Here is a 24,578-nt window from a genome sequence, read left to right on the forward strand (position 1 = left end):
TCGGCCGTCGCGTCCGCCCCGGCTTCGGCCGTCGCCTCCGCGCTACTGCCCGGCGCGTTCGTGCAGCTCGAACCAGATCGACTTGCCCTCGCCGCGCGGGTCCACGCCCCAGTCGTCCGCGAGCATCTCCATCAGCAGCACCCCGCGCCCGCTCGACGCCATCTCCCCCGGGTGCCGCTTGTGCGGGAGTTCGTCGCTGGCGTCGGCGACCTCGACGCGCAGCCGCCGGGCGCCGAGTTCGCCCACCGCCTCGGCGACGAGGGCCGCGTCCCCGTCCGTGTGCACGAGGACGTTCGTCACCATCTCGGAGACCATCAGCACGGCCGAGTCGACCTGGTCCGCGTCCGCCCAGTCGTGCAGCAGCTCCCGGACCTGGTGCCGGGCGCCCGCGATCCGCTCGGGCTCCGCCTGGGCGACGGTCAGCATGGTGCGCCGGGCCGGGCGGGCCGGGTGCGCCACCGGGGCGCCGCGGCCGCGGTCCGCGCCCTCGCGGTGGAGCAGGACGACGGCTATGTCGTCCTCGCGCCGGTCGGCCAGCGGGCCGGTGGTGTGGTGCGAGGAGGGCCCGTGCACCGCCTGGACCAGCAGGTCGGCCAGTTCCTCCAGGTCCTCGCCGCCGTCGTGGGCCTCCGACTCCAAGATCGCGCGCAGCCGCGCCCAGCCCGTGTCGAGGTCGTGGCCGCCGGTCTCGATGAGCCCGTCGGTGCACAGCATCATCGTCTCGCCGGGTTCGAGGGCGAACCGGGTGGTGGGGTAGTCGGTGTCCGGGACGATCCCGAGCGGGAGCCCGCCCGCGGTGGGCCGCATCAGGACCGTGCCGTCCGTCATCCGCACGGCGGGGTCGGGGTGGCCGGCGCGGGCCACCTCCAGCACGCCCGTCCGCGGGTCGCACTCCACGTAGAGGCAGGTGGCGAAGCGGGGGCTCTGGAAGTCCGCGTCCTCGAAGGGGTCGGGGTCCTCGCCGCCCCGGCCCCGGCTCCCGCTCCGGTCGCGCTCCTGGGAGGAGCACAGCCCGGCGAGGAAGCGGGAGGCGCGGGAGAGCACGGCATCGGGCCGGTGGCCCTCGGAGGCGTACGCGCGGACGGCGATCCGGAGCTGCCCCATCAGGCCCGCCGCCCGGACGTCGTGGCCCTGCACGTCCCCGATGACCAGCGCGAACCGGCCCGAGGGCAGCGGGATCATGTCGTACCAGTCGCCGCCGACCTGGAGGCCGCCGCCGGTCGGGACGTACCGCGCGGCGATGGTCATGCCGGGGATGTCGGGGCCGAGCTGCGGCATCATCGACCGCTGGAGGCCGGTGGTGAGTTCCCGCTCGGATTCGGCCACGCCGGCGCGCTGGAGGGCCTGGGCCAGCATCCGGGCCACCGTGGTCAGCACGGACCGCTCGTCCGGGGAGAAGGTCACCGGGTGCTTGAACGCGGCCATCCAGGCGCCCAGGGTGCGCCCGGCCACGATCAGCGGGAGGAACGCCCAGGAGCCCCGGCCGAAGCCCTGGGCGAGCGGCCAGGTGGCCGGGAAGCGCCGTTTGTACTCCTCGGGGCTGGGGAGGTAGATCGCCCGCCCGGTACGGACCACCTCGGCCGCCGGATAGTCCGTGTCCAGCCGCATCCGCGCGAAGGGGCCGTCGTCACCGGGGTCGTGCCCGTGGTGCCCGATGACCGCCAGCCGGTCGCCGGTCATCCCGAAGACGGCCAGCCCGTCGGGGCTGAACCCGGGCATGGACAGCGAGGCGGCCACCCGCAGCACCTCGGCGGTGGACCGGGCCTCGGCGAGCGCGCGGCCCGCGTCGAGCAGGAAGGCCTCGCGGGAGCGCCGCCAGTCGCCGGTGATCGGGGTGTGCACGGCGGTGGTGCCGGGCTGGGGCTCGGCGATCTCCTGGATGGTGCCGATCAGCTCGTAGTCCACGCGGCCGTCCGGGCCGTGGTTCTCCAGCGCCTTCGAGCGGCTGCGCACGGTGCGCAGCACCCGGCCGTCCTCGTCCATGATCCGCAGGCGGGCCTCGGCGAGGGTGTCCTCGGCGACCGCGAGGGTGACGATGCCGTTGATCTCGTTCCAGTCGACCGGGTGGAACCGGGACCGGACGGATACCTCGGGGAGGGTGACGGGCTCGGCGGGCAGCCCGAGGAGCCGGGCGGCCACGCCGTCGAGGCTGACCGTCCCGGAGGCGTTGTCCCAGCGCCACAGGCCCGTCGCGATGGCTGCCAGGACGTCCTCGGTGCGCACCCGGTCATCTTTACAGGTCGTACCGGTGTCGTGCCCGCCGTGGTGCGCGCCGTGGTGCCGGGCGCGGTGGGTGCCCGGCGGGTGCCCGAGGGGAGTCCGGCGGGTGCCCGCGGGGTCCCGTTCGGGGGGTGCTCCGGCCGTGCCCGTCCCGGTCCCGGCTCGGGCGGTAACCTGGCAGGGTTGAATCCACCCTGGTATCGCGAAGAACTGGATGACTGATGCATCGGTACAGGTCCCACACGTGCGGCGAGCTCCGAGCCTCTGACGTCGGCGCCGACGTCCGGCTGAGCGGCTGGCTGCACAATCGTCGAGACCTGGGCGGCATCCTCTTCATCGATCTCCGTGACCACTACGGCATCACGCAGCTCGTCGCCCGCCCCGGCACCGCCGCGAACGAGGCCCTGAGCAGCGTCACCAAGGAGACCGTCGTCCGCATCGACGGCAAGGTCGTCTCCCGCGGCGCGGACAACGTCAACCCTGAGCTGCCCAGCGGCGAGGTCGAGATCGAGGTCTCCGAGGTCGAGGTGCTCGGCGCCTCCGCCCCGCTGCCCTTCACCATCAACACCGACGACGGTGTGAACGAGGAGCGGCGCCTGGAGTACCGCTTCCTCGACCTGCGCCGCGAGCGCATGCACCGCAACATCATGCTGCGCTCGGCCGTCATCGCGTCGATCCGCTCCAAGATGGTGGCCCTCGGCTTCAACGAGATGGCGACCCCGATCCTCACCGCGACCTCCCCCGAGGGCGCCCGTGACTTCGTCGTCCCGTCCCGTCTGAACCCGGGCAAGTTCTACGCCCTGCCGCAGGCGCCGCAGCAGTTCAAGCAGCTGCTGATGATCTCCGGCTTCGACCGCTACTTCCAGATCGCGCCCTGCTTCCGCGACGAGGACGCCCGCGCCGACCGTTCGCCGGGCGAGTTCTACCAGCTCGACGTGGAGATGTCCTTCGTCGAGCAGGAGGACGTCTTCCAGCCGATCGAGCGCCTGATGACCGAGCTCTTCACCGAGTTCGGGGCGGGCCGCGAGGTCACCTCCCCCTTCCCGCGGATCCCGTTCCGCGAGTCGATGCTGAAGTACGGCAACGACAAGCCCGACCTGCGCGCCAAGCTGGAGCTCGTCGACATCACCGACGTGTTCGAGGGCTCGGAGTTCAAGGCGTTCGCCGGCAAGCACGTGCGCGCGCTGGCCGTCCCGGACACCGCCGCGCAGCCGCGCAAGTTCTTCGACGGCCTCGGCGAGTACGCGATCTCGCTGGGCGCCAAGGGCCTGGCCTGGGTCCGCGTGGGCGAGGACGGCGGCCTGACCGGTCCGATCGCCAAGTTCCTCACCGAGGAGAACGTCAAGGTCCTCACCGAGCGCCTGGGCCTGGCGGCCGGGCACGCGGTGTTCTTCGGCGCCGGCGAGTTCGACGAGGTCTCCAAGATCATGTCCGGCGTCCGCGTCGAGGCGGCCAAGCGCGCGGGCCAGTTCGAGGAGAACGTCTTCCGCTTCTGCTGGATCGTCGACTTCCCGATGTACGAGAAGGACGAGGAGACGGGCAAGATCGACTTCTCCCACAACCCCTTCTCCATGCCGCAGGGCGGCATGAAGGACCTGGAGGAGAAGGACCCGCTCGACATCCTGGCCTGGCAGTACGACATCGTCTGCAACGGCATCGAGCTGTCCTCCGGCGCCATCCGCAACCACGAGCCCGAGGTCATGCTGAAGGCCTTCGAGATCGCGGGCTACGAGGCGGAGACCGTCGAGCGCGAGTTCGCGGGCATGCTGCGCGCGTTCCGCCTGGGCGCCCCGCCGCACGGTGGCATCGCCCCGGGCGTGGACCGCATCGTGATGCTGCTGGCCGATGAGCCGAACATCCGCGAGACCATCGCGTTCCCGCTGAACGGCAACGCGCAGGACCTGATGATGGGCGCGCCGACGGTGCTGGAGGAGACCCGCCTGCGCGAGCTGAACATCGCGCTGCGCAAGCCGGTCGAGACGAAGGCGGCGGACGCGAAGCCGGTCAGCGAGGCCGTCCACCCCGACGCCGGGTCGCCGCGCGGCTGATCCGGGCCCGTCCCGTCGTACGAAGGCGGCGCCCCCTCTCCCGGATGGGAGAGGGGGCGCCGCCGTTTGCCGTGCCGTTTGCCGTGCCGGGTGCTCAGTAGGACTGCAGCAGGCCCTTGAGGAGGGCGGCCGGGGTCAGCGTGGCCGGGGCCGGGCCGGCGTGGAAGAAGCCGGCGTTCCCGGCGTCCAGCTTGCGCAGGAAGTCGAAGGCCTTGTTCTCGTGGTCGCCGAACGCGACGAACTGCCAGTGGACGTCCGGTGCGGTGGCGGCGGCGTCGATGATCGCCTGACGGGCGGGCTGGCGGTTGTCGGGCGCGCCGTCCGTCTGGAACACGACCAGGGCCGGGCCGGTGCCGCCGTCCTTGCGGTAGTGCTCCAGGACGGCCTCCACGGCCACGTGGTAGCTCGTGCGGCCCATGCGGCCGAGCTCGGCGTGACGGGCCTCGGCCCAGGCGGCGTCGTGCGAGCCGAGGGTCAGCTCGGCGGTGCCGTCCACGTCCGTGGAGAAGAACACGGTGTGCACGGTCGCGTCGGCGTCGAGGTGCGCGGCGAGGGCCAGGGTGTGGTCGGCGAGGAACTGGGCGCTGCCGTCCTTGTAGAACGGCCGCATCGACCCGGAGCGGTCCAGCACGAGGTAGACCTTGGCGCGCGCGCCGGTCTTCCCCTTGGCGCGCAGCACCTGCCCCGCCGCCCTGTACGCTCCCGCGACCCCGGCGGCCTCCCGCTTCACCACAGCCGCCGCCACAGCGGCCCCCCGCACGGCCACCGGCTCTGCGACTGCCTCCGCTTCGGGCGCGGCGACGTCTGCCTCGGCGGCCACCGGCTCCGCCTCGGCGGGAGCCTCGGCGACGGTCTCAGCCGCCTCCTGCGCCTGCGGCGCGGCCGCCTCCGGCTCGGCCGGTGCTTCGTCCTGCGTCTGTGGCGCCGGCTCGGCAACGGTGGCTACCGATTCCGCTTCGCCGGGGGTGTCCTGGCCTTCGGCCGGCGCCTCGGCGACGGTCTCGGCCTGCGGCGCGGCTGCCACCGGCTCCGCCTCGGGGGCGGCTACAGCGGCCTCCGGCTCCGGCTCGGCCGGTGCCTCGTCCTGCGCCTGCGGCGTCGGCTCGACAACGATGGCTACCGGTTCCGCTTCGGCAGGGGTGTCCTGGCCTTCGGCCGGGGTTTCGGCGACGGTCTCGGCCGCCTCCTGCGCCTGCGGCGCCGGCTCGGCAATGGTGGCCAGCGGTTCCGCTTCGGCGGGAGTGTCCTGGTCTTCGGCCGGAGCCTCGGGGACGGTCTCGGCCTGCGGCGCGGCTGCCACCGGCTCCGCCTCGGGGGCGGTTACGGCCGCCTCCGGCTCCGCCGCGGCGGGCGGCTCGGCAGCGGTGGCCTCCGGTTCCGCTTCGGCGGGAGCGGTTGCGGCGGCTTCCGGTTCCGGCTCGGCAAGGTCGGCCTCGGCGGGGGGCGCCGGGGTGGTGGGCGGTGCCGGGGGCGAAGGGCGGCGGGCCTCCGGGACCGTGGGGTCCGGGGCCGGGGCGCCGGCGCCGCCGCCGGTCAGGAGGGTGCCCGGCTCACGGTCGCGCGGAGCCGACTGCGGCGGGACCGTCGGGCTGTCGAAGGACGCCGCCACAAGTTCGTGGGCCGCTTCCATTGGGGTGCGTTCCGCCTGGCTCGGGACAGCCGCCGAAGTGGCGTCCGTAGTCTGCGGAACAGGTTCCGCGGATCGTCCGAACACCTTGCGCAACAAGCTCCGAATACCCATGGGCCAGGCCTTTCGCATGAGTGCGTGCGTCAATTTGTCCGTACTGTGCGGTAGATCCCTGCCCAGAGTGGACACGTAAGGTTATCGGCCCCGTGGCTGGAACTTCGGCAGGGGCGCCTTTCGTGGCGTCCGGCGCCCACCCACGCACAAGGCGGTCCCGAACTTCCGCACCGACGTGCCGGGTTCACCCATCGTTCACCCCGGCGCCGCCGCATCGGCGCAACCCACGCCTACCGTCACGGCTGGATTCGTACCGACACGTTGTCGGCGCCCACGCAGCTACTCGGAGGACACTCGTGCGCAAGCTCCTGCCGTTCATCGGCAACCAGCATGGGGGCGGCCGTTCCGCCCTCACCTGCCGCTACCGCTGTGGTGACGCCTGCTTCCACGAGGTGCCCAACACCAGCGACAACGAGTACGTCGGCGATGTCATAGCCCGCGCCTACTCCCGACGCTCCATGCTGCGCTCCGCCGCCGTCGTGACGGTCGCCACCGCCGCGGGTTCCGCGATCACCCTCGGTGGCGACGGATCCTCCGCCAGCGCCGTCCCCTCCGCCGACGCCCAGGCCGCCGCCAAGGGTGCCGCCGGCTCCGACGGTGCCCGCGGCCTCCGCTTCAAGCCGGTCGCGCCGAACACCGCCGACCAGGTCAGCATCCCCGAGGGCTACGAGCAGAACGTGGTCATCCGCTGGGGCGAGCCGATCGTCAAGGGCGCCCCCGGGTTCAACCCCGACAAGCAGACCGCCGCCGCACAGGCCGGTCAGTTCGGCTACAACAACGACTTCCTGAGCCTCCTCCCGTACGGCGACGACTACGAGCGTCGCCAGCTCCTCGTGGCCAACCACGAGTACACGGACGAGAACCTCATGTTCAAGGGCTACGACCCGGCCAACCCGACCCGCGAGCAGGTCGAGATCGCCTGGGCCGCGCACGGCCTGTCCGTGGTCGTCGTCCAGGAGGACCACCGCAGCGGCAAGCTCACCGCGGTCACCCGCCACCAGCTCAACCGCCGGCTGACCGCGACCAGCGAGTTCAAGCTGACCGGCCCGGCCGCCGGCTCCGCGCTGCTGAAGACCTCCGTCGACAGCACCGGAACCAAGGTGCTCGGCACGCTGAACAACTGCGCCGGCGGCACCACCCCGTGGGGCACCACCCTCCACGGCGAGGAGAACTTCAACCAGTACTTCGGCAACGCCGGTGCGGTCACCGACCCCACCGAGGCGGCCCGCCTCAAGCGCTACGGCGTGACCGCCGGCGCCACCGAGCGCAAGTGGGAGCGGTTCGACAAGCGCTTCGACTGCGTCCAGGAGCCCAACGAGTCGCACCGCTTCGGCTGGGTCGTCGAGCTCGACCCGTACGACCCGAACTCCGTCCCGCGCAAGCGCACCGCGCTCGGCCGCTTCAAGCACGAGGCCGCGCAGCCCCGCCTGACCGAGGACGGCCGTCCGGTCGTCTACATGGGCGATGACGAGCGCTTCGACTACTTCTACAAGTTCGTCTCGTCGAAGCAGATGAAGAAGGGCGACTCGCGCGCCGCGAAGCAGCACAACCTCACGCTGCTCGACGAGGGCACGCTCTACGTGGCCAAGCTGACCGGTGACTCCCCGGCCGCCGAGATCGACGGCACCGGCAAGCTGCCCTCCGACGGCCAGTTCGACGGCTCCGGCGTCTGGATCAAGCTCGCCACCGGGAACGTCTCGCACGTCGAGGGCATGACCGCCGAGGAGGTCTACGTCTTCACGCGCCAGGCCGCCGACAAGGTGGGCGCCACGAAGATGGACCGCCCCGAGGACGTCGAGCCCTCCCCGCGCACGGGCCGCGTCTACATCGCGCTGACCAACAACACCGACCGCGGCAAGCCCGGCAAGGAAGGCGCCACCGAGCCCAACCCGCGCAACCAGAACAAGCACGGCCAGATCCTGGAGCTCGCCGAGAACTTCGACGACCCGGCGGGCGACGGCTTCGCCTGGCGCCTCTTCCTGGTCGCCGGTGACCCGAACGACCCGGCCACCTTCTTCGCGGGCTTCCCGAAGGACAAGGTCAGCCCGATCTCCTGCCCGGACAACGTGGCCTTCGACCCGCACGGCAACCTGTGGATCGCCACCGACGGCAACCAGCTCGGCTCGCACGACGGCCTGTTCGGTGTCGCGACCGCCGGTGAGCGCCGCGGTGAGCTGAAGCAGTTCCTGACCGTGCCGCGCGGCGCCGAGACCTGTGGCCCGCTGATCCAGGACCGGCGCGTCCTGGTGTCGGTCCAGCACCCGGGCGAGATCGACGGCGCGTCCGTCGAGAAGCCGCAGTCGGTGTGGCCCGACGGCCCCGGCAAGATCGTCCGCCCCGCGGTCGTCTCCGTCTGGCGCAAGGACGGCAAGAACATCGGTGTCTGAGCAGTCGAGTTGACCGCTTGAACCACCCCGGCGGGCCGTGTTCTGCGTGGATGTTTCACGTGAAACACGGCCCGTCGGCGTTCAACTGCCGTCTGTCAACCGGCCGACGGGGAGGCGGAGGGTGGTCACCGCGCCCCCGTCCGGGGCGTTGGCGAAGGTCAGGGTGATGTCCAGGACCGCCGCCTGGCCGACGACGATGGTCAGGCCGAGCCCGTGGCCGCGGCCGCGCCCGGGATCCCCGGTGCGGAAGCGCTGCGGGCCCTGCTCGATCAGCTGGGACGGGTAGCCGGGGCCGTGGTCGCGGACCGCCACCACCGGGCCCTCGACCGTCACCTCGATCGGCGGGCGGCCGTGTTTGTCCGCGTTGACCAGCAGGTTGGTCAGGATGCGGTCCAGGCGCCGCCGGTCGGTGAGGACCACCGCGTCCCGCACCACCTCGACCTCCGCCGACAGCCCGGTGGCGGTGACGGCCCGCCGCACCGCCCGGCCGAGTTCCACACGGGCGAGGTCGGCCTGCTCCACACCGGAGTCCAGCCGGGAGATCTCCAGCAGGTCCTCGGTCAGCAGGTGCAGTGCCTTGAGCCGGTCGTTGATCATCTCCTTGGGGCGGCCCTCCGGCAGCAGGGCCGCCGCGGCCAGGGAGCCCGTGAGCGGGGTGCGCAGCTCGTGCGCCACGTCCGCCGTGAAGCGCTTCTCGGCCTCCAGCCGCTTCTGGAGCGACGCGGCCATCGAGTCGAGGGCCTGCGCCACGTCCCGTACCTCGTCCCGGTAGCGCGGGCGGCGCGGGTCCTGGCCCTCCTCCGGCAGGCCCACGCGGGCGTCGAGGTCCCCGGCGCTGATCCGGCGGGCCACGGCGGCGGTCCTGGCGAGGCGGCGGCTGATCCGGTTGGCGAGGAACAGGCCGGCCAGGGCCACCACTCCGGCCGCGAGCAGCGAGGAGGCCAGGATGGCGGTGTCGATGTCGCGCAGCCGGGTGCGGGTGCTCTCGTAGGGGATCCAGACGGCGAGGGCCTGGTCGTCGGCGGGGCCGGCGGCCCACATGACGGGTTTGCCCGCCCGCTCGCCGACCATGCTGCCGGTCAGTCCCCTCGCGACGAGGGCGCGCAGCGGCGGCGGGAGGCCGGGCGGGTTCAGGGAGCTGTTCACATCGCCGTGCGTGGTGCCGTACTGGTAGTGGCCGAGGGCGTGGTCCAGTTCCCGGTCGGCGTCCTTGCGGACCTCCCCGACGATCTGCCGGGCGACCACGTTGTGCACGAGGATCCCTAGTACGGCGGCGACGGCGCAGCACACCGCCGTGGTGGTCAGGGCGATCTTCCAGCGCAGACTGCTCGTCACCCGCATCGGCGGCCGCCTCCTCAGCCCTTGCCCGGGTCACAGGAGCCGGAGCCGTCGGTGTGGCAGGTGTCGAGGGTGAGCTGGGAGAGGTTCATGACCCCGGCGTCGGGGTCCCAGACGTAGTCGGAGACGGCGACCTCATCCGGATTGGAGGTCGGTTCGCGCACCGCGAGGTGCTCGGCGGCGACCTCCACGCCCTCCAGTACGGCGCGCCGGGACAGGATCCGGGTGATCACCCCGTCGTCCCGGACGGTGTAGACGCGCAGTTCGCTCAGCCGCCCGTCGAGGTCCAGGGCGGTGATCAGCTCCTCCTTGCCGTTGCCGGTCACGTCCCGCAGGACGGCGGGGCGCACGGGGCACTCCGGGCCGCCGTCCTCGCTCCGGTCGCAGAGCGTGAGCCGCTGGACGGCCCGGGGGTCGACCAGCCGGCCGGTGCCGCCGTCCTGCCGGGCGGAGGAGGTGAGGTCGGCCCGGAGCACCTCCAGGGCGTTGGCGTCCCGCATGTCGGCCCCGGGCACCTTGTCCAGGCCGGGGACCACGGCGGCCGTGCCCGGATCCTGGCCCGCGGGCGGCGGGTCGGGGTGGATGTCCTGCCACAGGGTCTGCGGGGCGCGCACCGTGCCCAGATCGCCCTCGTCGTGCAGCCCCTCCACGTCGGCGCAGCCGGCCGCCGCCGCGAGGGCGGCGGCCAGGACCGGTACGGCCAGGACGCGGGGCAGGGGGAGCCGCATGCCCCGATGCTCTCCCGCCCCGGCCCGGTGGGCCCGGGCTCAGGGCCGTTCGGGGGACGGCCCGGGATCCTGGCGCCACCGCGACGACGGGGCCCGGCCCGGCGCGGGCCCGCCGGGGTCAGCCGGCGGGGGCGGTGATCGCGCGGGCCGCCGCGATCTCGTGGCGCACCGGGGCCAGGACGGAGGCGTCGTCCTCGGCCCCGGCCGGCGGCGGGGTGCGGGCGGGCGCCGGGACCCGGCTGCTGCGGACCCCTTCCGCCAGGCCGCGGAGCTCGGTGACCACGGCGCTCACCTCGCCCGCACCGGGCTCCCGCGCCCCGTGGTTGACCCGGACCCGGGCGGCGGTCGTCGCGTCCACGATCCGCTCCACGGCCACCACCAGCGGCCACCAGGCGGCGGCCCGTGCCCCGGTCGGCGGCGGCTCGGTCAGCGCCCGCTGGAACTCGCTCCGCACGCCCGACAGGTCCCGGTAGATCCGGCGCCGGGCCTGGAGCCGCGCGGTCCGCGCCGCCTGCCGTCCGCCCTCGGTGTCGGGCTGTACGACGCCGAACGCCCGCTCCACGTACCGGGCGGCGTCGTCCACGGTGTCGGCGAGCCGGTCCCCGATCCGGGTGCTCCAGCTTTCGGGCCACAGCAGATAGCCCGCGACCAGGGTGATGGCGCAGCCGATCAGGCTGTCCAGCAGCCGGGGCCGGATCAGGTCGAAGCCCTGGTGGTTGAGCAGGTCCGACAGCAGCAGGATCACCGGGGTGATCGCGGCGGTCTGGAAGGCGTACCCCTTGGCGGAGAACACCGGGATCAGCGCCCCGAGCACCATCATCACCGGCACGTCCCACCAGCCGCGCGGCACCTCGGCCAGCACGGCGGCCGCCACGACCAGCCCGCCCGCGGTGCCCACCGCGCGCAGCACGGCCCGCGAGAACACCGAACCGAAGTCGGGCTTGAGGACGAAGGTGACGGTCAGCGCGACCCAGTAGGACCGCTCGATCGCCACCACCGAGACCAGGATCTGCGCCAGCCCGATGCACAGCGCGAGCCGCAGCCCGTACCGCCAGGAGGCCCCGGACAGCATCATGTCGCGCACGGCCCGCCGGGCCCGCACCCGCAGCGCGGCGGGCCGGCCCAGCCGGTCGTCCACGTTGAACGGGTCCGGTTCGGCCAGCAGGACGATGGTCGCGGCGTGCCGCAGCGCGGCGTCGATGGCCCGCTCCGCCGGGCTGTGCGCCGGGGGCAGCGACAGCGCGGGCGTCCCCGTGCGGCCGTTCTCCACGGCCGTCGCCAGCTCCCGTACGGCCGCCGGGATCTCGGGCGGCAGCGGCCGGCCCCGCAGGTGCGCGGCGGGCGCGGCCTCCACCAGCGGGATCACCACGTTGAGCTGGGCCAGCAGGCGCACCAGCGTCGGGCTGCGCCCGTGCACCCGGGCCCGGCGGCCCAGCACCAGGTCGTAGGCCTGGTTCAGGGCGTGGGTGACCTGCTGGCGGCGCTCCTCGTAGGCGGGGCCGCCGGCGGCCTCCAGGGTGTCGGCGAGCGCCCGGTAGGTGGTGGCGACGGCGGCCCGCTCCGGCTGCCGCCCGCGCAGCGGCCAGCCCAGCAGGCTGAGGGCGAGGACGAACAGGCCGCCCGCGCTGAGCAGCAGCGGCGCCGTCCACCAGGGCCTGGGCAGCGGCAGTCCGGCTCCGACGACGGCGTTGAGCAGGAGCAGCAGTCCGGACACGGAGGCGACCGTGCCGATCGAGGAGATCATCCCGGACACGAGGGCGATCACGGTGACGACGCCGACGGCGACCCAGCCGTGCCCGAACACCAGGGTGCCCAGCGCGACGCCGACCGCGCCGAACAGCTGCGGTACGGCGATGTGCAGGACCCGCATCCGGTAGGCGTCGGCGGTGTCGCTGATGACCCCGGACAGGGCTCCCATGGAGACGAGCGCGCCGTACTCGGGCTCGTCCAGGGCGAAGCCGACGGCCAGCGGTGCGGCCAGCGCGACGCCCGCGCGCGCGGCGGCCGCCCAGGGGACGGGGGCGCTGCTCGGCCGGAGTGCCTTGAGCAGCCAGTCGGGCGGGGCGAGCGGATGGTGCCGGGATCGCCCGGACGGTATGTGCTCGGTGCGTCGTTCGGTGGTCATTCCCGTTTCCGTGCCGCCACTCGCGAATCGGTTCTTCTGGGGTGTAGTGCGGAGCTCTCGGTACGTTCCGAGCTTATGGGGTGCGGCGCACGCGGCCGACAACCCATGCGGCGAGAGCGGCCGCGAGCCCGATGGCGAGGATCACCCAGGCCGCGGTGCGCAGGAACGCGGTGAGGGCGTCGTACACCGCCTCGGCGGCCCGCGGGTCGATGTCGGAGGGCAGGTCGTCCAGGGTGAGCCGGCGGCAGACGTACACCGCGATCCACAGCAGTACCGCCCCGGCGGCGACACCGAGGCCGGTGGCCATCACGGCCCGGCGGCGCCGGACGGCGACGGCGATCGCCGTCGCGGCCAGCACCACGGTCAGCACGGGAAGCCAGACACCGGCGACCTGGAGCATGCGGAAACCCTTCCGGAGCGCGCCGAGATCGTCGTACTCCATGACTTTGACCGATATGTGGCTCACCGGGATGCGGTCGGCGAAGGGCACCCCGTCGGCGACGAGTTCCCCCTTGACCTGGGCCGTGACGGGCGCGAGGTCGATGGTGACCGCGTCCCCGTGACCGGTGGTGAGGGCGTCGAGGAACGCGGCGTGCGCGGCCCGGTTCGCCGCGTCCCAGGCGGTGCGGTAGGCGGGGGTCCCGGCGAAGGAGCGCAGGGCCTCGCCGAGCAGGGCGTCCACCCCGCCCTGGAAGGGGCCCGCGTCGATCTGCCCGGAGAGCGCGCGGGTGACCTGGGTGACGACGACGCCCTGTACGGCCGGGTCGCCCGCGAGCGGCGACATGGCGGCGGTGTAGCGGTCGGCGTCACCCAGCTCGCGGTCGGCCCAGTACGCGACGGCGCTCGCGGGCACGAGGAGGGCCACGAGCGTGATGAGTACCGCCGACAGGAAGGTGCGCACGTCACCAGGGAAAGGCGGCGGGGCGCCGGGCGCGAGCGGTGTTGCTGCGGGCGGGTGGTACCGGCCCCGGAGCGCCGGGAACCGCGCCGGGAACGACGCCGGGAACGGTGGCCCCGGCGGGTGATCCAGTTGCCGGTCGGGGGCGGCGGGTGTGCCCTGGAGGATGGGAGAGAGGAGCCCGTCATGGCACATGCGGCACCCACCGCCTCGCAGCGGTACCGGCAGAGCCTGACCGACCACGCGAAGCACGTGAACGCGTTCTCCTTCGCGGGCCCGCTGGTCCTCGGACTCTTCTACGGGCTCTGGACTGCCTTCCTCGAACGCGACAAGGGTCCCGTCACGGCGGGCAACGTCTTCTACGGCATCCTGTGCGGCGTCATCTTCGCCGCCTGCCTGTTCGGCCTCGACCGGATGGGCACCAGGATGCTCGCGGAGCTGCGCGCCGCCGCGTACGGCGCGTTCGCGGCGATCGCCATGGGCTACCTGTACAGCCTCAGCGGGCAGTCCATCTTCCGCTCCGTGGTGATCGCCCTCGCGGTCGGTCTCGCCGTCGGGGCGGGAGCCTTCTACCGGTTCCACATGCGCGAGCCCTGACGAGCGGGGTCCGCGCGCCGTACCACCGGCCGGGCGGGAACCGTCCGCGCGCCCCAGGCACGCGGCGGTTCCCGCCCGGGTGTGCGGTTACGCGGCCGAGTCGGCGGAGGCTGCCTGCCGGCGTTCGCTCTCGGACGGGCCGGACTCGGCGCGGGGCTCGCTGACCGGCCCGCACTCGCGGGCGGCCGGGCTGCTCGCCGCCGGGGCTTCGGCCGTGCGGACCGGCGGGGCGAAGCGGGCGGCCTCGGCGCGGATCATCGCGTTCAGGGCGGCGTACGGGTCGATGGGCATGGCGGAACCTCACGTGTTCGAGGGGGGGGTGGGGGGTACGCGCTGCTGCTCGGCCCGCTCAGCAGCGCAGGACCACACTCCGCACCGTCCGCCCGGACAGCGCCGGTTCCGCCGTCCCGGCCGGGGCCACCCGGGTGGGCCCGTCCGGGTGTTTCACGTGAAACACCGCCCGCGGTAGTTGCCGCGCACCCGGCAGCCCGCGCGCGGCCGTCCGTACCGCGACCCGCACTTCGGGGTCCGCGGCCGGATCGGAGGGGCTCTCGGAGGGCTCGGCCGGGGCGCTGGAGGACGCCGGTCGGGAGTCCGCGACCGTGGTGGCGGCGGGGCCGGCACCGAAGACGCACAGCAGGACGACACAGGCCACCGTCAGGGCCCTGGCCATCAACGCCCGGGTGTGCCGGGCGCACCGCGCGCCGCTCATGCCCGCTCTGTGCCCCGCCGCGCCGGGAGGCTCTCCGCCGGGGCCGCGTTCGTCCCCCGACCGGGGGAGGAAGACACCCCCCTCGGCTGAGCGGGGTCCGCGTGGCGCCACCTCAGCCGGTGCGGTGGCGCCCGGTGAGGCGCGCCAGGACCGCGCTCTCGCCGCTCAGCAGGCGCAGCCCGGCGCGCCGGTGGCCGGGTGCGGACCGGGACCTGCCGGCGGGCACCGGCCCGGCGCCGGGCCCTGCCGGATCCTCCCCGCCGCCCCGGGCCTCGGCGGGCGAGATCCGCTCCACGGTGAACACGGCCGTACGGTGGTCCGCGCGGGCGATCTCGATGGTGGCCCCGCGCCGCAGCCCGGCGAGGCGCAGCCCGTTCCCGGTGACGACGGCGATTCCGGCCGCCCCCGGCGTCGGGCGGTCGGCGTCCCAGGTGACCCCGGTGTCCGCCCCGGTCCCGGTACCCGCCCCGGATCCGGCCCCGGATCCGTCCGCCCCGCTCCCGTGTCCTCCCCCGGGTCCTTCCCGGCGGCCGGCCGGCGGCTCCAGCGGTACGTCCACGCCCAGGCTCGGGATCCGCAGCCGCAGCGGTCGCGCCGAGTGCAGCGGCGCCACTCCGCTCCGCGCGGGCCGGGCCCCCTTGCCGGGCGCGTGCTCGCCGGCCTGCTCCAGCTGGCGGACCAGACGCCGGTGCCCGGACAGGCCCAGCGCGTGCGAGGGCAGCGCGTCGGTGGTGGTGGCCGCCGGCGCGGCACCCTCCGTACCGCGCAACATCCCTACACCGGTGCAGAGCAGAGCGACCGTCAGCCCACCGACGACCCACTTGGCGCGGGGCATGGCATTCCCTCCTGGTCGTCCGGCCCGCTCGGCCGGGTCCTGTGAGCAGTGGACCTTTCCTCTGCCCATCCGCACATCGGCAAACGCTCAGGACCGGGGGGACGTCACCGGTGAGTCGTGCCGGGTTTCTGACGTCGCGGCAGGTCGCGGAGGGTGTGGGCGTCCTGCTCCGAGGGATCGCGGGCGTACCGCCGAAAGGGTGAGGAGCCGCTAGAGCGGGCGCTCCGGCCAGTCCAGCAGGCGGGCGCCGATCACCGCCGTCTGCAGGGTGTACCGCTGCACGGGGTCGCCCGGATCGGTCCCCGTCAGCCGGTGGATGCGCTCCAGCCGGTACGTCAGGGCCCGCACGCTCAGGTTCAGCCGCCGGGCCGCCTCGGCGCCCACGCAACCGGAGTCGAAGTACGCGGTCAGGGTGTCCAGCAGCGGCCGGGGCCCGCCGCGGCCGGCGCGCAGCGGCCCCAGCACGCTCAGCACCAGATCGGCCATCGCCGCCCGGTCCCGCGCCAGGACCGGGAAGACCAGCAGGTCGGCGGCGCGCAACACGGGGCCCTCGAAACCGAGCCGGTCCGCGAGGTCGAGGGCGCCGCGGGCCTCCTCGTAGGAGGTGACGACGCCGCCCGCGCCCGGGTGGGGGCGGCCGATCGCGACGAGCCCGCAGTCGTCGGACGCCGCGCGCGCCTGTGTGGCGAAGGCGTCCAGGACGTCGTCCTCGTCGCCCGACGCGACGCAGACGAGCAGCCCGTCCTTCGTGGAGAGGAGGACGGAGCGGTCGCCGAACCGCCCGGTCAGCGCGGCCTCCACGCGTCTGATGGCCCGGCCGGTGTCCTCGTACGGCTCCGGTCCGCGGGCCACGGCCACCGCGTGGGCGTGCGCCAGGTGCAGGCCGAAGCGGGCCGCGCGTTCGCTGAGCCGCCCGAGGTCGCTGCGGCCGAGCAGCAGGTCGTCGATGAACTCCCGCCGGGCGGCCTCCTCCTGGCGCACCGCGAGCCGCTGGGCCCGCTCGTGGCCCTCGGCGAAGGCGTCGACGGCCTGTTCCACGGCGGCCATCACATGGTCGGGGGTGATCCTCCCGCCGAGCGCCGCCCGGGTGGCGGCGAGGTGCGCGCCGACCAGGGAGCGCAGCCCGTACCCGGCCTCGGCGGCCTTCTCGCCGCACGTACGCCGTTCGTCGAGCTCGTCCCGCCCGGCCCGGCGCCCGGACGCCGTCACACCGTCGAGGATCCGGACGAACCCGGCCACGTACTCCTCGGGTATCCCCTGCCCTGCCGCCACACCAGCCCCTGAGTCTCGCCCAAAAGCCCCATTCTCCCCGGCGGTCCGGGGCGGGCCGAAAAACGGGGGAGATCAGGCCACGACGACGGCGACCGTGGCCGCGCCCATCAGGGCGCCGCAGAGATGGACGGCCGGGTGGCCGTAGTCGCCGAACCAGAGCTGGCGGGCCAGGCCGCCGAGGGCCGCCAGGGCCGTGATGACGCCGATCTGGGCGAGCAGGGTCACGGCGGTGAAAGGGGCCAGGAGCAGGAGGACCGAGTTCAGCCAGAACGGTGCGGCGCCCGTCCAGCCTCGCCAAGCGGAGATCTCGGTCTGCATCTGCTCCGGCCCCTCGTCACGTCAACCCGTCGGCTGCACAGCCTTCTTGGCCGTGGCACCCGGCACAAGGGCACGTTCGGCTAGATAACCGAAAGCCAGGCCGAAAGTCGCCCAGAGCGCGACCTGGATGGTCAGGGTCGTGATGCGGAACTCCCAGACCAGGGCGGCCGGGAAGCCCTTCGGGACCTCGTTGATGCCGGGCAGCAGCGCGTAGGCCAGCCCGATCGCCGCGACGAACGCGAGCGAGGCGACGATCGAGGCGTTCCAGTTGCCGAGCCCCGGGGCCAGCCTGCGGCCCAGGATCAGCGCGCCCGCCGCGAGGAGCACGCTGAGCGCGATCATCAGAACGAACAGGGTGGTCCGCTGGACGACCGTGTCGGGGTCGCCCACGGCCGGCGGGTTGGAGGGGTACTTGAGGAACGGCACCAGGTTGACGGTGAGGAACAGCCCGCCGGAGACCAGCAGCGCCGTGGCCCGCGGCCCGAAGCGGCCGACCCGGCCGAGGGCGTAGCAGAACACGAGCGCGGCGATGCCGCCGATCGCGACTCCGTAGAGCAGGGTGCCGGTGCCGAGACCGGCCGTGGCCTGGAGGGCCCGGCTGACCGGGGCCATCTCGTCACCGTGGTCGTGGGCGCCGGCCTCCTCGATGGCGATCGCCGCGTCCACCTTGGACTCGCCCAGGAGGTACGCGACGAGGAAGGCGGCCACGCCGGCGGCCAGGCCGGCCAGCATGCCCCGGATGAGCAGGACTCTGGGGGAGATCTGGTTCATGTCTTTCGGTTCCCTTGCGGAAGCAGACTCGGGGGAGAGCGGGGGTCGAGTCGGGATCAGTGGCAGGGGAAGCCGAGCAGGTGGCGGCCGTCGTGCATCCACTCGTGGATGGTGTCGCCCTGGAAGACGGCGGTGGCGCCCTGTTCGGCGCCGACGAGGTACAGCAGGACGAGCATGAGGACCCCGACGAACAGGGCCCAGGGGGCCAGTTCCTTCAGCGAGATCGGGGAGATGGCGGCGGGAGCCGTCGTGGGCACGGCGGAGTGGGCCATGGCAGAACCTCCAGGGGGAACACGCGTCCCGGTCAGTGGTGCTCTTGACGAAGGTGGCGGGTCTGACTTCACCTCCCCGGACGTGCGGGAGGTTTCACAGTGGCGCGACCGTGCCGGAATCTCACCGGAACTTCCGTCATGCCTTCGTCATGTCGTCCGAGACCGTACCGCGCGGGTGGCCTGAACACCACGGCGTGTGTCCCCCGTCTCACGCCGCGAGCGCGCTGCCGGTGCGCCCTCTACGCTCCCCCCATGTCTGCGACTGCCTCCTCCGTACGCGTCCGTCTCGTCACGCCCCCGCTCGGCCCGGCCGCCCGCCAGGGGCGGTTCGGACACGGGCAGCCGTGCCCGGGTCACGACGGGCTGCGCGGCGTGGACACCGGGGCCTGGGCCGGGCGGACCCTGGACGAGGTGGCCGCCGAGGACCCGGAGGGGATCCGGCGCTGGCTCACGGACCCCTCGTACGCGCCGCCGGGCGGGGAGTCCGTGGCCGCGCTGACCGCGCGCGTCGGCGCGCACCTGGCCGGGCTGGCCCCCGGTACGCACCGCGCGGTGGTCGAGCAGGCCGTCGTACGGGCGGCCGTGGTGCACGCCCTGGAGCTGCCGGCTGCGGCGTTCTGGCGGCTCGACGTACGGCCCGGCACGGAGACGGCCCTGACCGGGCGCGCCGGGCGCTGGAACCTCCTCGTCGGACAGCCGCAGCAGCCCTAGGAGTTACGCGACGATCCAGTCGCTCGTGGCGATCACCGGCCGTACGCCGTCCCGGTGGATCGTGCCCTCGATCAGGCCGTACATCCGGTCCGCCGCGAAGTACACCTCGTTGTCGTTCTTCAGGCCGAAGGGCTCCAGGTCGACGAGGAAGTGGTGCTTGTTGGGGAGGTTGAGGCGCACCTCGTTGACCCTGGGGCAGTGGTCCAGGACCCGCTCGGCCATCTGGTTCAGGGTCTGCTGGAGCGAGTAGGAGTACGTCTCCGCGAACGCCTCCAGCATGTTCTTGCGGACCTTCCCGTACGCCCGGTCCCAGTCGTACGAGGTGTCCTCCGCGGCGAGCGCCGAGTGCGCCCAGCGCGCGGTGACCTTGGTCGCCAGGATGCGGTCGTACGCCTCCTGGAGCGTCGTGTACCCGTCCTTGATGTACCCGTGGAACTCGGAGTTCGTCGAGTTCATCACCGTCAGGTCCTTCAGCCCCGAGATGACCTGGAGGCCGGTCGTCTCGCTGTAGGTGATCTGCGCGGTGCGCACCTCCTGGCCCTTGCGGACGAAGGAGTGCTGCTCCTTGCGCGTGGGGACCGGGATGCGGTCCCACACGTACTCCTCGATGCGGATCTGCGCCTCGCGGATCGGCGCCTGCGAGGAGACGAAGTGCCTGGCCAGCAGGATGCCGAAGGCCTCGGGGGAGTCGATGCCGTGCTCCTTGCCGAAGGCGTACACCGTGTTCTTGGTGGTGTCGGTCGGCAGGCAGTTGGCGTTGTCGCCGGTCAGGTGCACGTCGCGGAACTCGCCGCGGAGCGCGACGGAGACGTTGAGGTCGCGGATCTCGTGCCACGAACCGTCGCCGCCCTTGCGGGTGACCTTGACGATGCGGTTCTCGGCCTTGCCGTACTGGTTCTGGGCCAGGACGTGCTTGCTCATGGTGTCTTCCTTCGGGTTCTCGGGAACACGGAGTCCGGTCGTTCGGATCCCGTACGCCCGGCGTCCAGCGCCCGCCCGTGAGAAGGACGTCCCGCTCCCCGCCGTTCGGCCCCCTCCGGGGGCCGCCCCGGGACTGACGTGCATCCCGGTCCGTAGGTGCTGCTCGGTACCGCTCCACGGATTGCAGCACGCGCGGGGCGCGATCTCCCCCGCACGGAACATCCGAATACCCGCACCCGCGGCTTGGGCGACCGCACAGAGCGGCCCGGTCAGACCACGTGCGCGTCCGCGGCCGTCAGGGCCCCGTCGAGGATCTCCAGGCCCTTGGCGACGTCCTGCGGCGTGATGGTGCAGGCCGGCGCGACGTGCAGGCGGTTCCCGGCGACCAGCGGCCACAGGCCGCCCTTCTTGCAGGCGGCCGCGAACTCCGCCATCGGCGCGTTGTCGGCGCCCGCCGCGTTGTACGGGACGAGCGGCTCGCGCGTCTCCCGGTTCCGTACGAGCTCCAGCGCCCAGAACGTGCCGAGCCCCCGGACCTCGCCGACCGAGGGGTGGCGCTCCGCGAGCGCGCGCAGGCCCGGACCCAGCAGTTCCGCGCCGGTGCGGGCGGACTGGGCGACGACGCCCTCCTCCTCCATCACGTTGATCGTCGCGACGGCGGCGGCGCAGGCCAGTACGTGCCCGGAGTACGTGAGCCCGCCCGGGTAGGGCCGCCGGGCGAAGGTCTCGGCGATGGCGGCCGAGATGGCGACGCCCCCGAGCGGGACGTATCCGCTGGTCACGCCCTTGGCGAAGCAGATGAGGTCGGGGGTGACCTCCCAGTTGTCGGCGGCGAACCAGGTGCCGGTGCGCCCGAAGCCGACCATGACCTCGTCCAGGACGAAGACGATCCCGAAGCGGTCGCAGAGCTCGCGGACCCCCGCCAGATAGCCGGCCGGGGGCACGAGCACGCCCGGGGCCCCGCCGACGGTCTCCAGGATGATCGCGGCGATGGACTGAGGGCCCTCGAAGACGATGGTGTCTTCGAGGTGGGTGAGGGCGCGGGCGCACTCCTCGGCCTCGGTGGTGGCGTGGAAGGGCGAGCGGTACAGGTACGGGCCCCAGAAGCGGACGACCCCGGCGGTCGCGGTGTCGTTGCCGAAGCGGCGGGCGTCGCCGGTCAGGTTGATCGCGGTGGACGTGGCGCCGTGGTACGAGCGGTACGCGGAGAGCACCTTGGGGCGGCCGGTGTGCAGGCGGGCCATGCGGACGGCGTTCTCGACGGCCTCGGCGCCGGCGTTGGTGAAGAAGATCTTGTCGAGGTCGCCGGGGGTGCGTTCGGCGATCAGCCGGGCGGCCTCGGAGCGGACGTCCACGGCGAAGCCGGGGGCGACGGTGCACAGCTTCCCGGCCTGCTCCGCGATGGCCGCGGCGACCTTGGGGTGCTGGTAGCCGATGTTCGTGTAGACGAGGGCGCTGGAGAAGTCGAGGTAGCGCTTGCCTTCGTAGTCCCAGAAGTACGAACCTGCGGCCCCGGCCACGGCGAGCGGGTCGATGAGCTCCTGGGCCGACCAGGAGTGGAAGACATGCTTGCGGTCGGCGTCTTTGACGCCGGCGAGGGAGGCAGCGGCTTCTGCGTTCATATGCTGAGGATAATTGTCCAATATGTGGACAGCGGGCGGGCGGGACGACGGCCGCGCGGCGCCGACCTGACGGATCCCGCGATCCCGGTTGGCGAAGGCCCGCGGGGGCGTCCTAGCGTCGCGCAGGAGCCGCGCCCGGCTTCTCCCCGCCGCCACGAGGGGAGCGGCGGAGAGGAGCCCCGCGCGCTCGCGTCAGGTCAGCGGTGCGCCACCGGAGCGGCGGCGCCCGCCTCCGCGCTCTCAGCGGCCTCGGAGTCCGGTTCCGGCGGGTCCTCGTGCTCCGGGTCGGTGAGCAGACCGGTGCGCAGCCGCGCCAGCGTCCGGCTGAGCAGCCGGGAGACGTGCATCTGGGACAGCCCCAGCCGGTCGCCGATCTCGGCCTGCGTCAGCTCCTGCCCGAACCGCAGCGAGAGCAGGGTGCGCTCGCGGTCGGGCAGGGCGGCCAGGATCGGCTTGAGGGACTCCAGGCACTCGATCCGGTCGTACGCGGGCTCCTCCTCGCCGATCGCGGGCGCGCCCGAGTACGAGGCGAGGTCGCCCTCCTCCTGGGAGGGCGCGTCCAGGGAGCGCGCGGAGTAGCCGTGCGCCGCCTTCTGGCCCTCGGCGAGCTCCTCGGGGCTCACGTGCAGCCGCCCGGCCAGCTCGACGTCCGACGGGGGACGGCCGAGGTCCTGTTCCAGGGCGTCGTGCGCCTTGGCGGCGTCGATCCGCAGCTCCTGGAGCCTGCGGGGGACCTTGACGGCCCAGCTGGTGTCGCGGAAGAACCTCTTGATCTCGCCGGTGATCGTGGGCATCGCGAACGAGGTGAATTCCACCCCGCGGCCGGGGTCGAACCGGTTGATGGCCTTGATCAGGCCGATCGTCCCGACCTGGACTATGTCCTCCATCGGCTCGCTCCGCGCGCGGAACCGGCGGGCGGCGTAGCGCACGAGGCTGAGGTTGAGCTCGACGAGGGTGTTGCGGACGTACGAGTACTCCGGCGAGCCCTCGTGCAGCTCGGCGAGTCTGCGGAACAGAGTCGCGGACAGGGCCCTGGCTTCGCCGGTGTCGACGGCTGTGAGGTCTGTTCGGTTCATCGCTCTGCGCTCCTCCGACGGGTGGTCCCGGGCTGGGGCCGTCGTCGCGCTGTCCAGGGGGATATACCCGGCCTGGCCCCGCCGTACCCGGCCGGATTCCGAGGCGGACCCCGCCGGGGGTGCGTTCGCGCAGGTCAGACGCCGTTCCCACGGTCTGGCGGACCGCCTCCGCGAGGCGGCTCACCGCTGCGAGGCGGGCCGCGATCCGCGGCAGCGGCCAGAGCCGGACGCCGGCCGAGGGCTCGGGCCGTCACCGCCGCCCGCGGGCCCCGGACGGGCCGCGCGCCCGGTCCCCGCACGGCCCCGGGGGCGTCCGGTGGCGATCTTGCATGCTCGCTGCGATGGTGATCCCGTCGGCTGACGCCCAAGCGAGGAAACGAGCGGCAGGAGTGCAGCGATGGACAGTTCTGTCTATCTGGCCTACGACTACCCGGTACTGGGTGCGTTCTGGACCGTGATGTGGATCTTCCTCTGGGTCCTGTGGTTGATCCTGTTGTTCCGGATCATCGTGGACATCTTCCGCGACCACGAGATGAACGGCTGGATCAAGGCGCTCTGGCTCCTGTTCATCATCCTCATCCCCTTCCTCGGCGCACTGGTCTACGTGATCGTCCGGGGCCGGGACATGGGCAAGCGGGAGTTCAAGCAGGCGCAGGAACAGCAGCAGGCCTTCAACTCCTACATCCGCGAGACGGCCAAGTCCGCTTCGCCGACCGAGGAGCTGGAGCGGCTCTCGCAGCTCAAGGCGAAGGGCGTGCTCACCGAGGAGGAGTTCCAGCAGGCCAAGCAGAAGCTGCTCGCCTGACCGGTACGGCCCGGGCCGGTCCGGATGCCCCCCGGCACCCGGACCGGCCCCGGGCCGTACCCCCGGGCGCGCCGCGCCCGCCGCGCGCTCAGTCGCGGGGCACCGCCGGGTGGACGGGGGCGTCGGGAACGCCCGGGCGCCGGATGGACTCCATCTCCTTGCGCAGCACCGGGACCACCTCGGTGCCCAGGATCTCGATCTGCTCCAGCGCCGCCTCCAGCGGCATCCCGCCGTGGTCCACGTGGAAGAGCTGGCGCTGGTAGTCCCCGTAGATCTCGCGGAACTCCAGCGTCTTCTCGATGGCGTGCTGCGGACTGCCGACGGTCAGCGGGGTCCGCGCGGCGACCTCCTCCAGGGCGGGACCGCCGCCGTAGACGGGGGAGTTGTTGTAGTACGGGCGGAACCCGTTGATCGCGTCCTGCGAGCGCGGCTTGATGAACGTCTGGCCGCCGAGGCCCACGACGGCCTGCTCCGGGGCGCCGTGCCCGTGGTGTGCGTACCGCTCGCGGTAGAACTCGACCAGTGGCTTGTAGTGGCCGGTGGGCGCGAAGATGTTGTTGACGAAGAACCCGTCCCCGTAGAAGGCGGCCTTCTCGGCGACCTCCGGCGAGCGCACCGAACCGTGCCAGACGAAGGGCGGTACGCCGTCCAGCGGGCGCGGCGTGGACGTGAAGTTCTGCAACGGCGTGCGGAACTCGCCCTGCCAGGTCACCCGCTCCCGCCGCCACAGGGTGTGCAGGAGCGCGTAGTTCTCGGCGGCGAGCGGGATCGCGTCGCGGTGGTCCTGCCCGAACCAGGGGTAGACGGACGGCGTGTTGCCGCGGCCCGTCATCAGGTCCAGCCGGCCCTCGGCCAGGTGCTGGACCAGCGCGTAGTCCTCGGCGATCTTCACCGGGTCGTTGGTGGTGATCAGGGTCGTGGAGGTGGACAGGAGCAGCCGCTCCGTGCGCGCCGCGAGGTTCGCGAGGAGCACGGGAGGGGCCGAGGGCACGAACGGCGGGTTGTGGTGCTCGCCGGTCGCGAAGACGTCGAGCCCGACCTCCTCCGCCTTCAGGGCCATCGCGGTCATCATGCGGATGCGCTCGTTCTCGGTCGGCCTGCGGCCGCTGACCGGATCGACCGTGACGTCCCCGATCGTGAAGATGCCGAACTGTACTGCCGTCATTGCCTGTTCCTGTTCT

Annotated in this window: 22 protein-coding genes; 5 read left to right on the plus strand and 17 right to left on the minus strand. The window is 73.1% G+C overall.

Translation table 11 applies throughout. The annotated features are described in order from the left end of the window. Positions 1-42: 42 nt before the first annotated feature. Positions 43-2,223: an ATP-binding SpoIIE family protein phosphatase gene (locus tag IE248_RS14790; RefSeq protein ID WP_073797796.1), complete on the minus strand. Its 2,181-nt coding sequence runs from the start codon at positions 2,221-2,223 to the stop codon at positions 43-45. A 218-nt stretch (positions 2,224-2,441) separates the two neighbouring features. Here IE248_RS14790 and aspS point away from each other — a divergent pair, with 218 nt between their 5' ends. Continuing rightward, entirely contained in the window at positions 2,442-4,268 is a 1,827-nt protein-coding gene (gene aspS / locus IE248_RS14795) for an aspartate--tRNA ligase (RefSeq protein ID WP_008740074.1), read from the plus strand. A 94-nt stretch (positions 4,269-4,362) separates the two neighbouring features. On the opposite strand, the gene IE248_RS14800 is transcribed toward aspS, so the two are convergent. Then, positions 4,363-5,898 carry a VWA domain-containing protein gene (locus tag IE248_RS14800; RefSeq protein WP_229895319.1) on the minus strand — a complete coding sequence of 512 codons (1,536 nt, stop codon included), beginning with the start codon at positions 5,896-5,898 and terminating at the stop codon, positions 4,363-4,365. Between the two features lie 407 nt (positions 5,899-6,305). Between IE248_RS14800 and IE248_RS14805 the strand changes: the two genes are divergently transcribed. After that, positions 6,306-8,396: a PhoX family protein gene (locus IE248_RS14805; RefSeq protein WP_073797799.1), complete on the plus strand. Its 2,091-nt coding sequence runs from the start codon at positions 6,306-6,308 to the stop codon at positions 8,394-8,396. Between the two features lie 81 nt (positions 8,397-8,477). Here the strand turns inward: IE248_RS14805 and IE248_RS14810 are convergent, their stop codons facing one another. The 4 genes from IE248_RS14810 to IE248_RS14825 all read right to left on the minus strand — a co-directional run bounded on the left by IE248_RS14810 (position 8,478) and on the right by IE248_RS14825 (position 13,488). Next, positions 8,478-9,737 carry a sensor histidine kinase gene (locus tag IE248_RS14810; protein ID WP_037792215.1) on the minus strand — a complete coding sequence of 420 codons (1,260 nt, stop codon included), beginning with the start codon at positions 9,735-9,737 and terminating at the stop codon, positions 8,478-8,480. 14 nt (positions 9,738-9,751) lie between these two features. Next, on the minus strand, positions 9,752-10,462 hold the full coding sequence (locus IE248_RS14815; protein ID WP_229895320.1) for a hypothetical protein: 711 nt from the start codon (positions 10,460-10,462) through the stop codon (positions 9,752-9,754). A 118-nt stretch (positions 10,463-10,580) separates the two neighbouring features. Continuing rightward, positions 10,581-12,587: an FUSC family protein gene (locus IE248_RS14820; protein ID WP_190030918.1), complete on the minus strand. Its 2,007-nt coding sequence runs from the start codon at positions 12,585-12,587 to the stop codon at positions 10,581-10,583. Positions 12,588-12,660: 73 nt separating this feature from the next. Beyond that, positions 12,661-13,488, minus strand: a complete 828-nt coding sequence (locus IE248_RS14825) for a hypothetical protein (RefSeq protein ID WP_229895321.1) — start codon at positions 13,486-13,488, stop codon at positions 12,661-12,663. A gap of 183 nt (positions 13,489-13,671) precedes the next feature. On the opposite strand from IE248_RS14825, the gene IE248_RS14830 reads away from it, so the two are divergent. Then, complete coding sequence (locus IE248_RS14830) at positions 13,672-14,082, plus strand: hypothetical protein (RefSeq protein ID WP_037792218.1); 411 nt, start codon at positions 13,672-13,674, stop codon at positions 14,080-14,082. 87 nt (positions 14,083-14,169) lie between these two features. On the opposite strand, the gene IE248_RS14835 is transcribed toward IE248_RS14830, so the two are convergent. From IE248_RS14835 to IE248_RS14865, 7 genes are all read right to left on the minus strand, one after another. Next, complete coding sequence (locus IE248_RS14835; RefSeq protein ID WP_037797901.1) at positions 14,170-14,373, minus strand: hypothetical protein; 204 nt, start codon at positions 14,371-14,373, stop codon at positions 14,170-14,172. Positions 14,374-14,431: 58 nt separating this feature from the next. Then, complete coding sequence (locus IE248_RS14840) at positions 14,432-14,794, minus strand: hypothetical protein (RefSeq protein WP_124289077.1); 363 nt, start codon at positions 14,792-14,794, stop codon at positions 14,432-14,434. A gap of 112 nt (positions 14,795-14,906) precedes the next feature. Beyond that, on the minus strand, positions 14,907-15,629 hold the full coding sequence (locus IE248_RS14845; protein ID WP_190030919.1) for a class F sortase: 723 nt from the start codon (positions 15,627-15,629) through the stop codon (positions 14,907-14,909). A gap of 210 nt (positions 15,630-15,839) precedes the next feature. Further along, complete coding sequence (locus tag IE248_RS14850) at positions 15,840-16,901, minus strand: PucR family transcriptional regulator (RefSeq protein WP_190030920.1); 1,062 nt, start codon at positions 16,899-16,901, stop codon at positions 15,840-15,842. A gap of 72 nt (positions 16,902-16,973) precedes the next feature. After that, positions 16,974-17,219 carry a hypothetical protein gene (locus IE248_RS14855; RefSeq protein ID WP_008740095.1) on the minus strand — a complete coding sequence of 82 codons (246 nt, stop codon included), beginning with the start codon at positions 17,217-17,219 and terminating at the stop codon, positions 16,974-16,976. Positions 17,220-17,240: 21 nt separating this feature from the next. Next, complete coding sequence (locus IE248_RS14860; RefSeq protein WP_073797805.1) at positions 17,241-17,990, minus strand: CbtA family protein; 750 nt, start codon at positions 17,988-17,990, stop codon at positions 17,241-17,243. Between the two features lie 56 nt (positions 17,991-18,046). Next, positions 18,047-18,262: a CbtB domain-containing protein gene (locus tag IE248_RS14865; protein WP_037792220.1), complete on the minus strand. Its 216-nt coding sequence runs from the start codon at positions 18,260-18,262 to the stop codon at positions 18,047-18,049. Between the two features lie 252 nt (positions 18,263-18,514). Between IE248_RS14865 and IE248_RS14870 the strand changes: the two genes are divergently transcribed. After that, entirely contained in the window at positions 18,515-18,973 is a 459-nt protein-coding gene (locus tag IE248_RS14870) for a histidine phosphatase family protein (RefSeq protein WP_229895322.1), read from the plus strand. A 3-nt stretch (positions 18,974-18,976) separates the two neighbouring features. Here IE248_RS14870 and pucL read toward each other — a convergent pair whose 3' ends face one another. The 3 genes from pucL to IE248_RS14885 all read right to left on the minus strand — a co-directional run bounded on the left by pucL (position 18,977) and on the right by IE248_RS14885 (position 22,592). Next, positions 18,977-19,894: a factor-independent urate hydroxylase gene (pucL, locus tag IE248_RS14875; protein ID WP_073797807.1), complete on the minus strand. Its 918-nt coding sequence runs from the start codon at positions 19,892-19,894 to the stop codon at positions 18,977-18,979. Positions 19,895-20,163: 269 nt separating this feature from the next. Continuing rightward, a complete protein-coding gene (locus IE248_RS14880; protein ID WP_100581249.1) occupies positions 20,164-21,516 on the minus strand; it encodes an aspartate aminotransferase family protein in 1,353 nt (450 codons plus the stop codon). Between the two features lie 197 nt (positions 21,517-21,713). Beyond that, complete coding sequence (locus tag IE248_RS14885) at positions 21,714-22,592, minus strand: SigB/SigF/SigG family RNA polymerase sigma factor (protein WP_229895323.1); 879 nt, start codon at positions 22,590-22,592, stop codon at positions 21,714-21,716. Positions 22,593-22,989: 397 nt separating this feature from the next. On the opposite strand from IE248_RS14885, the gene IE248_RS14890 reads away from it, so the two are divergent. Then, on the plus strand, positions 22,990-23,397 hold the full coding sequence (locus IE248_RS14890; protein WP_073797812.1) for an SHOCT domain-containing protein: 408 nt from the start codon (positions 22,990-22,992) through the stop codon (positions 23,395-23,397). 88 nt (positions 23,398-23,485) lie between these two features. On the opposite strand, the gene IE248_RS14895 is transcribed toward IE248_RS14890, so the two are convergent. Continuing rightward, complete coding sequence (locus IE248_RS14895) at positions 23,486-24,562, minus strand: CE1758 family FMN-dependent luciferase-like monooxygenase (RefSeq protein WP_190030921.1); 1,077 nt, start codon at positions 24,560-24,562, stop codon at positions 23,486-23,488. Between the last annotated feature and the right edge of the window lie 16 nt (positions 24,563-24,578).

The sequence above is a fragment of the Streptomyces goshikiensis genome (genome assembly GCF_014650555.1).
Lineage (GTDB): Bacteria > Actinomycetota > Actinomycetes > Streptomycetales > Streptomycetaceae > Streptomyces > Streptomyces goshikiensis.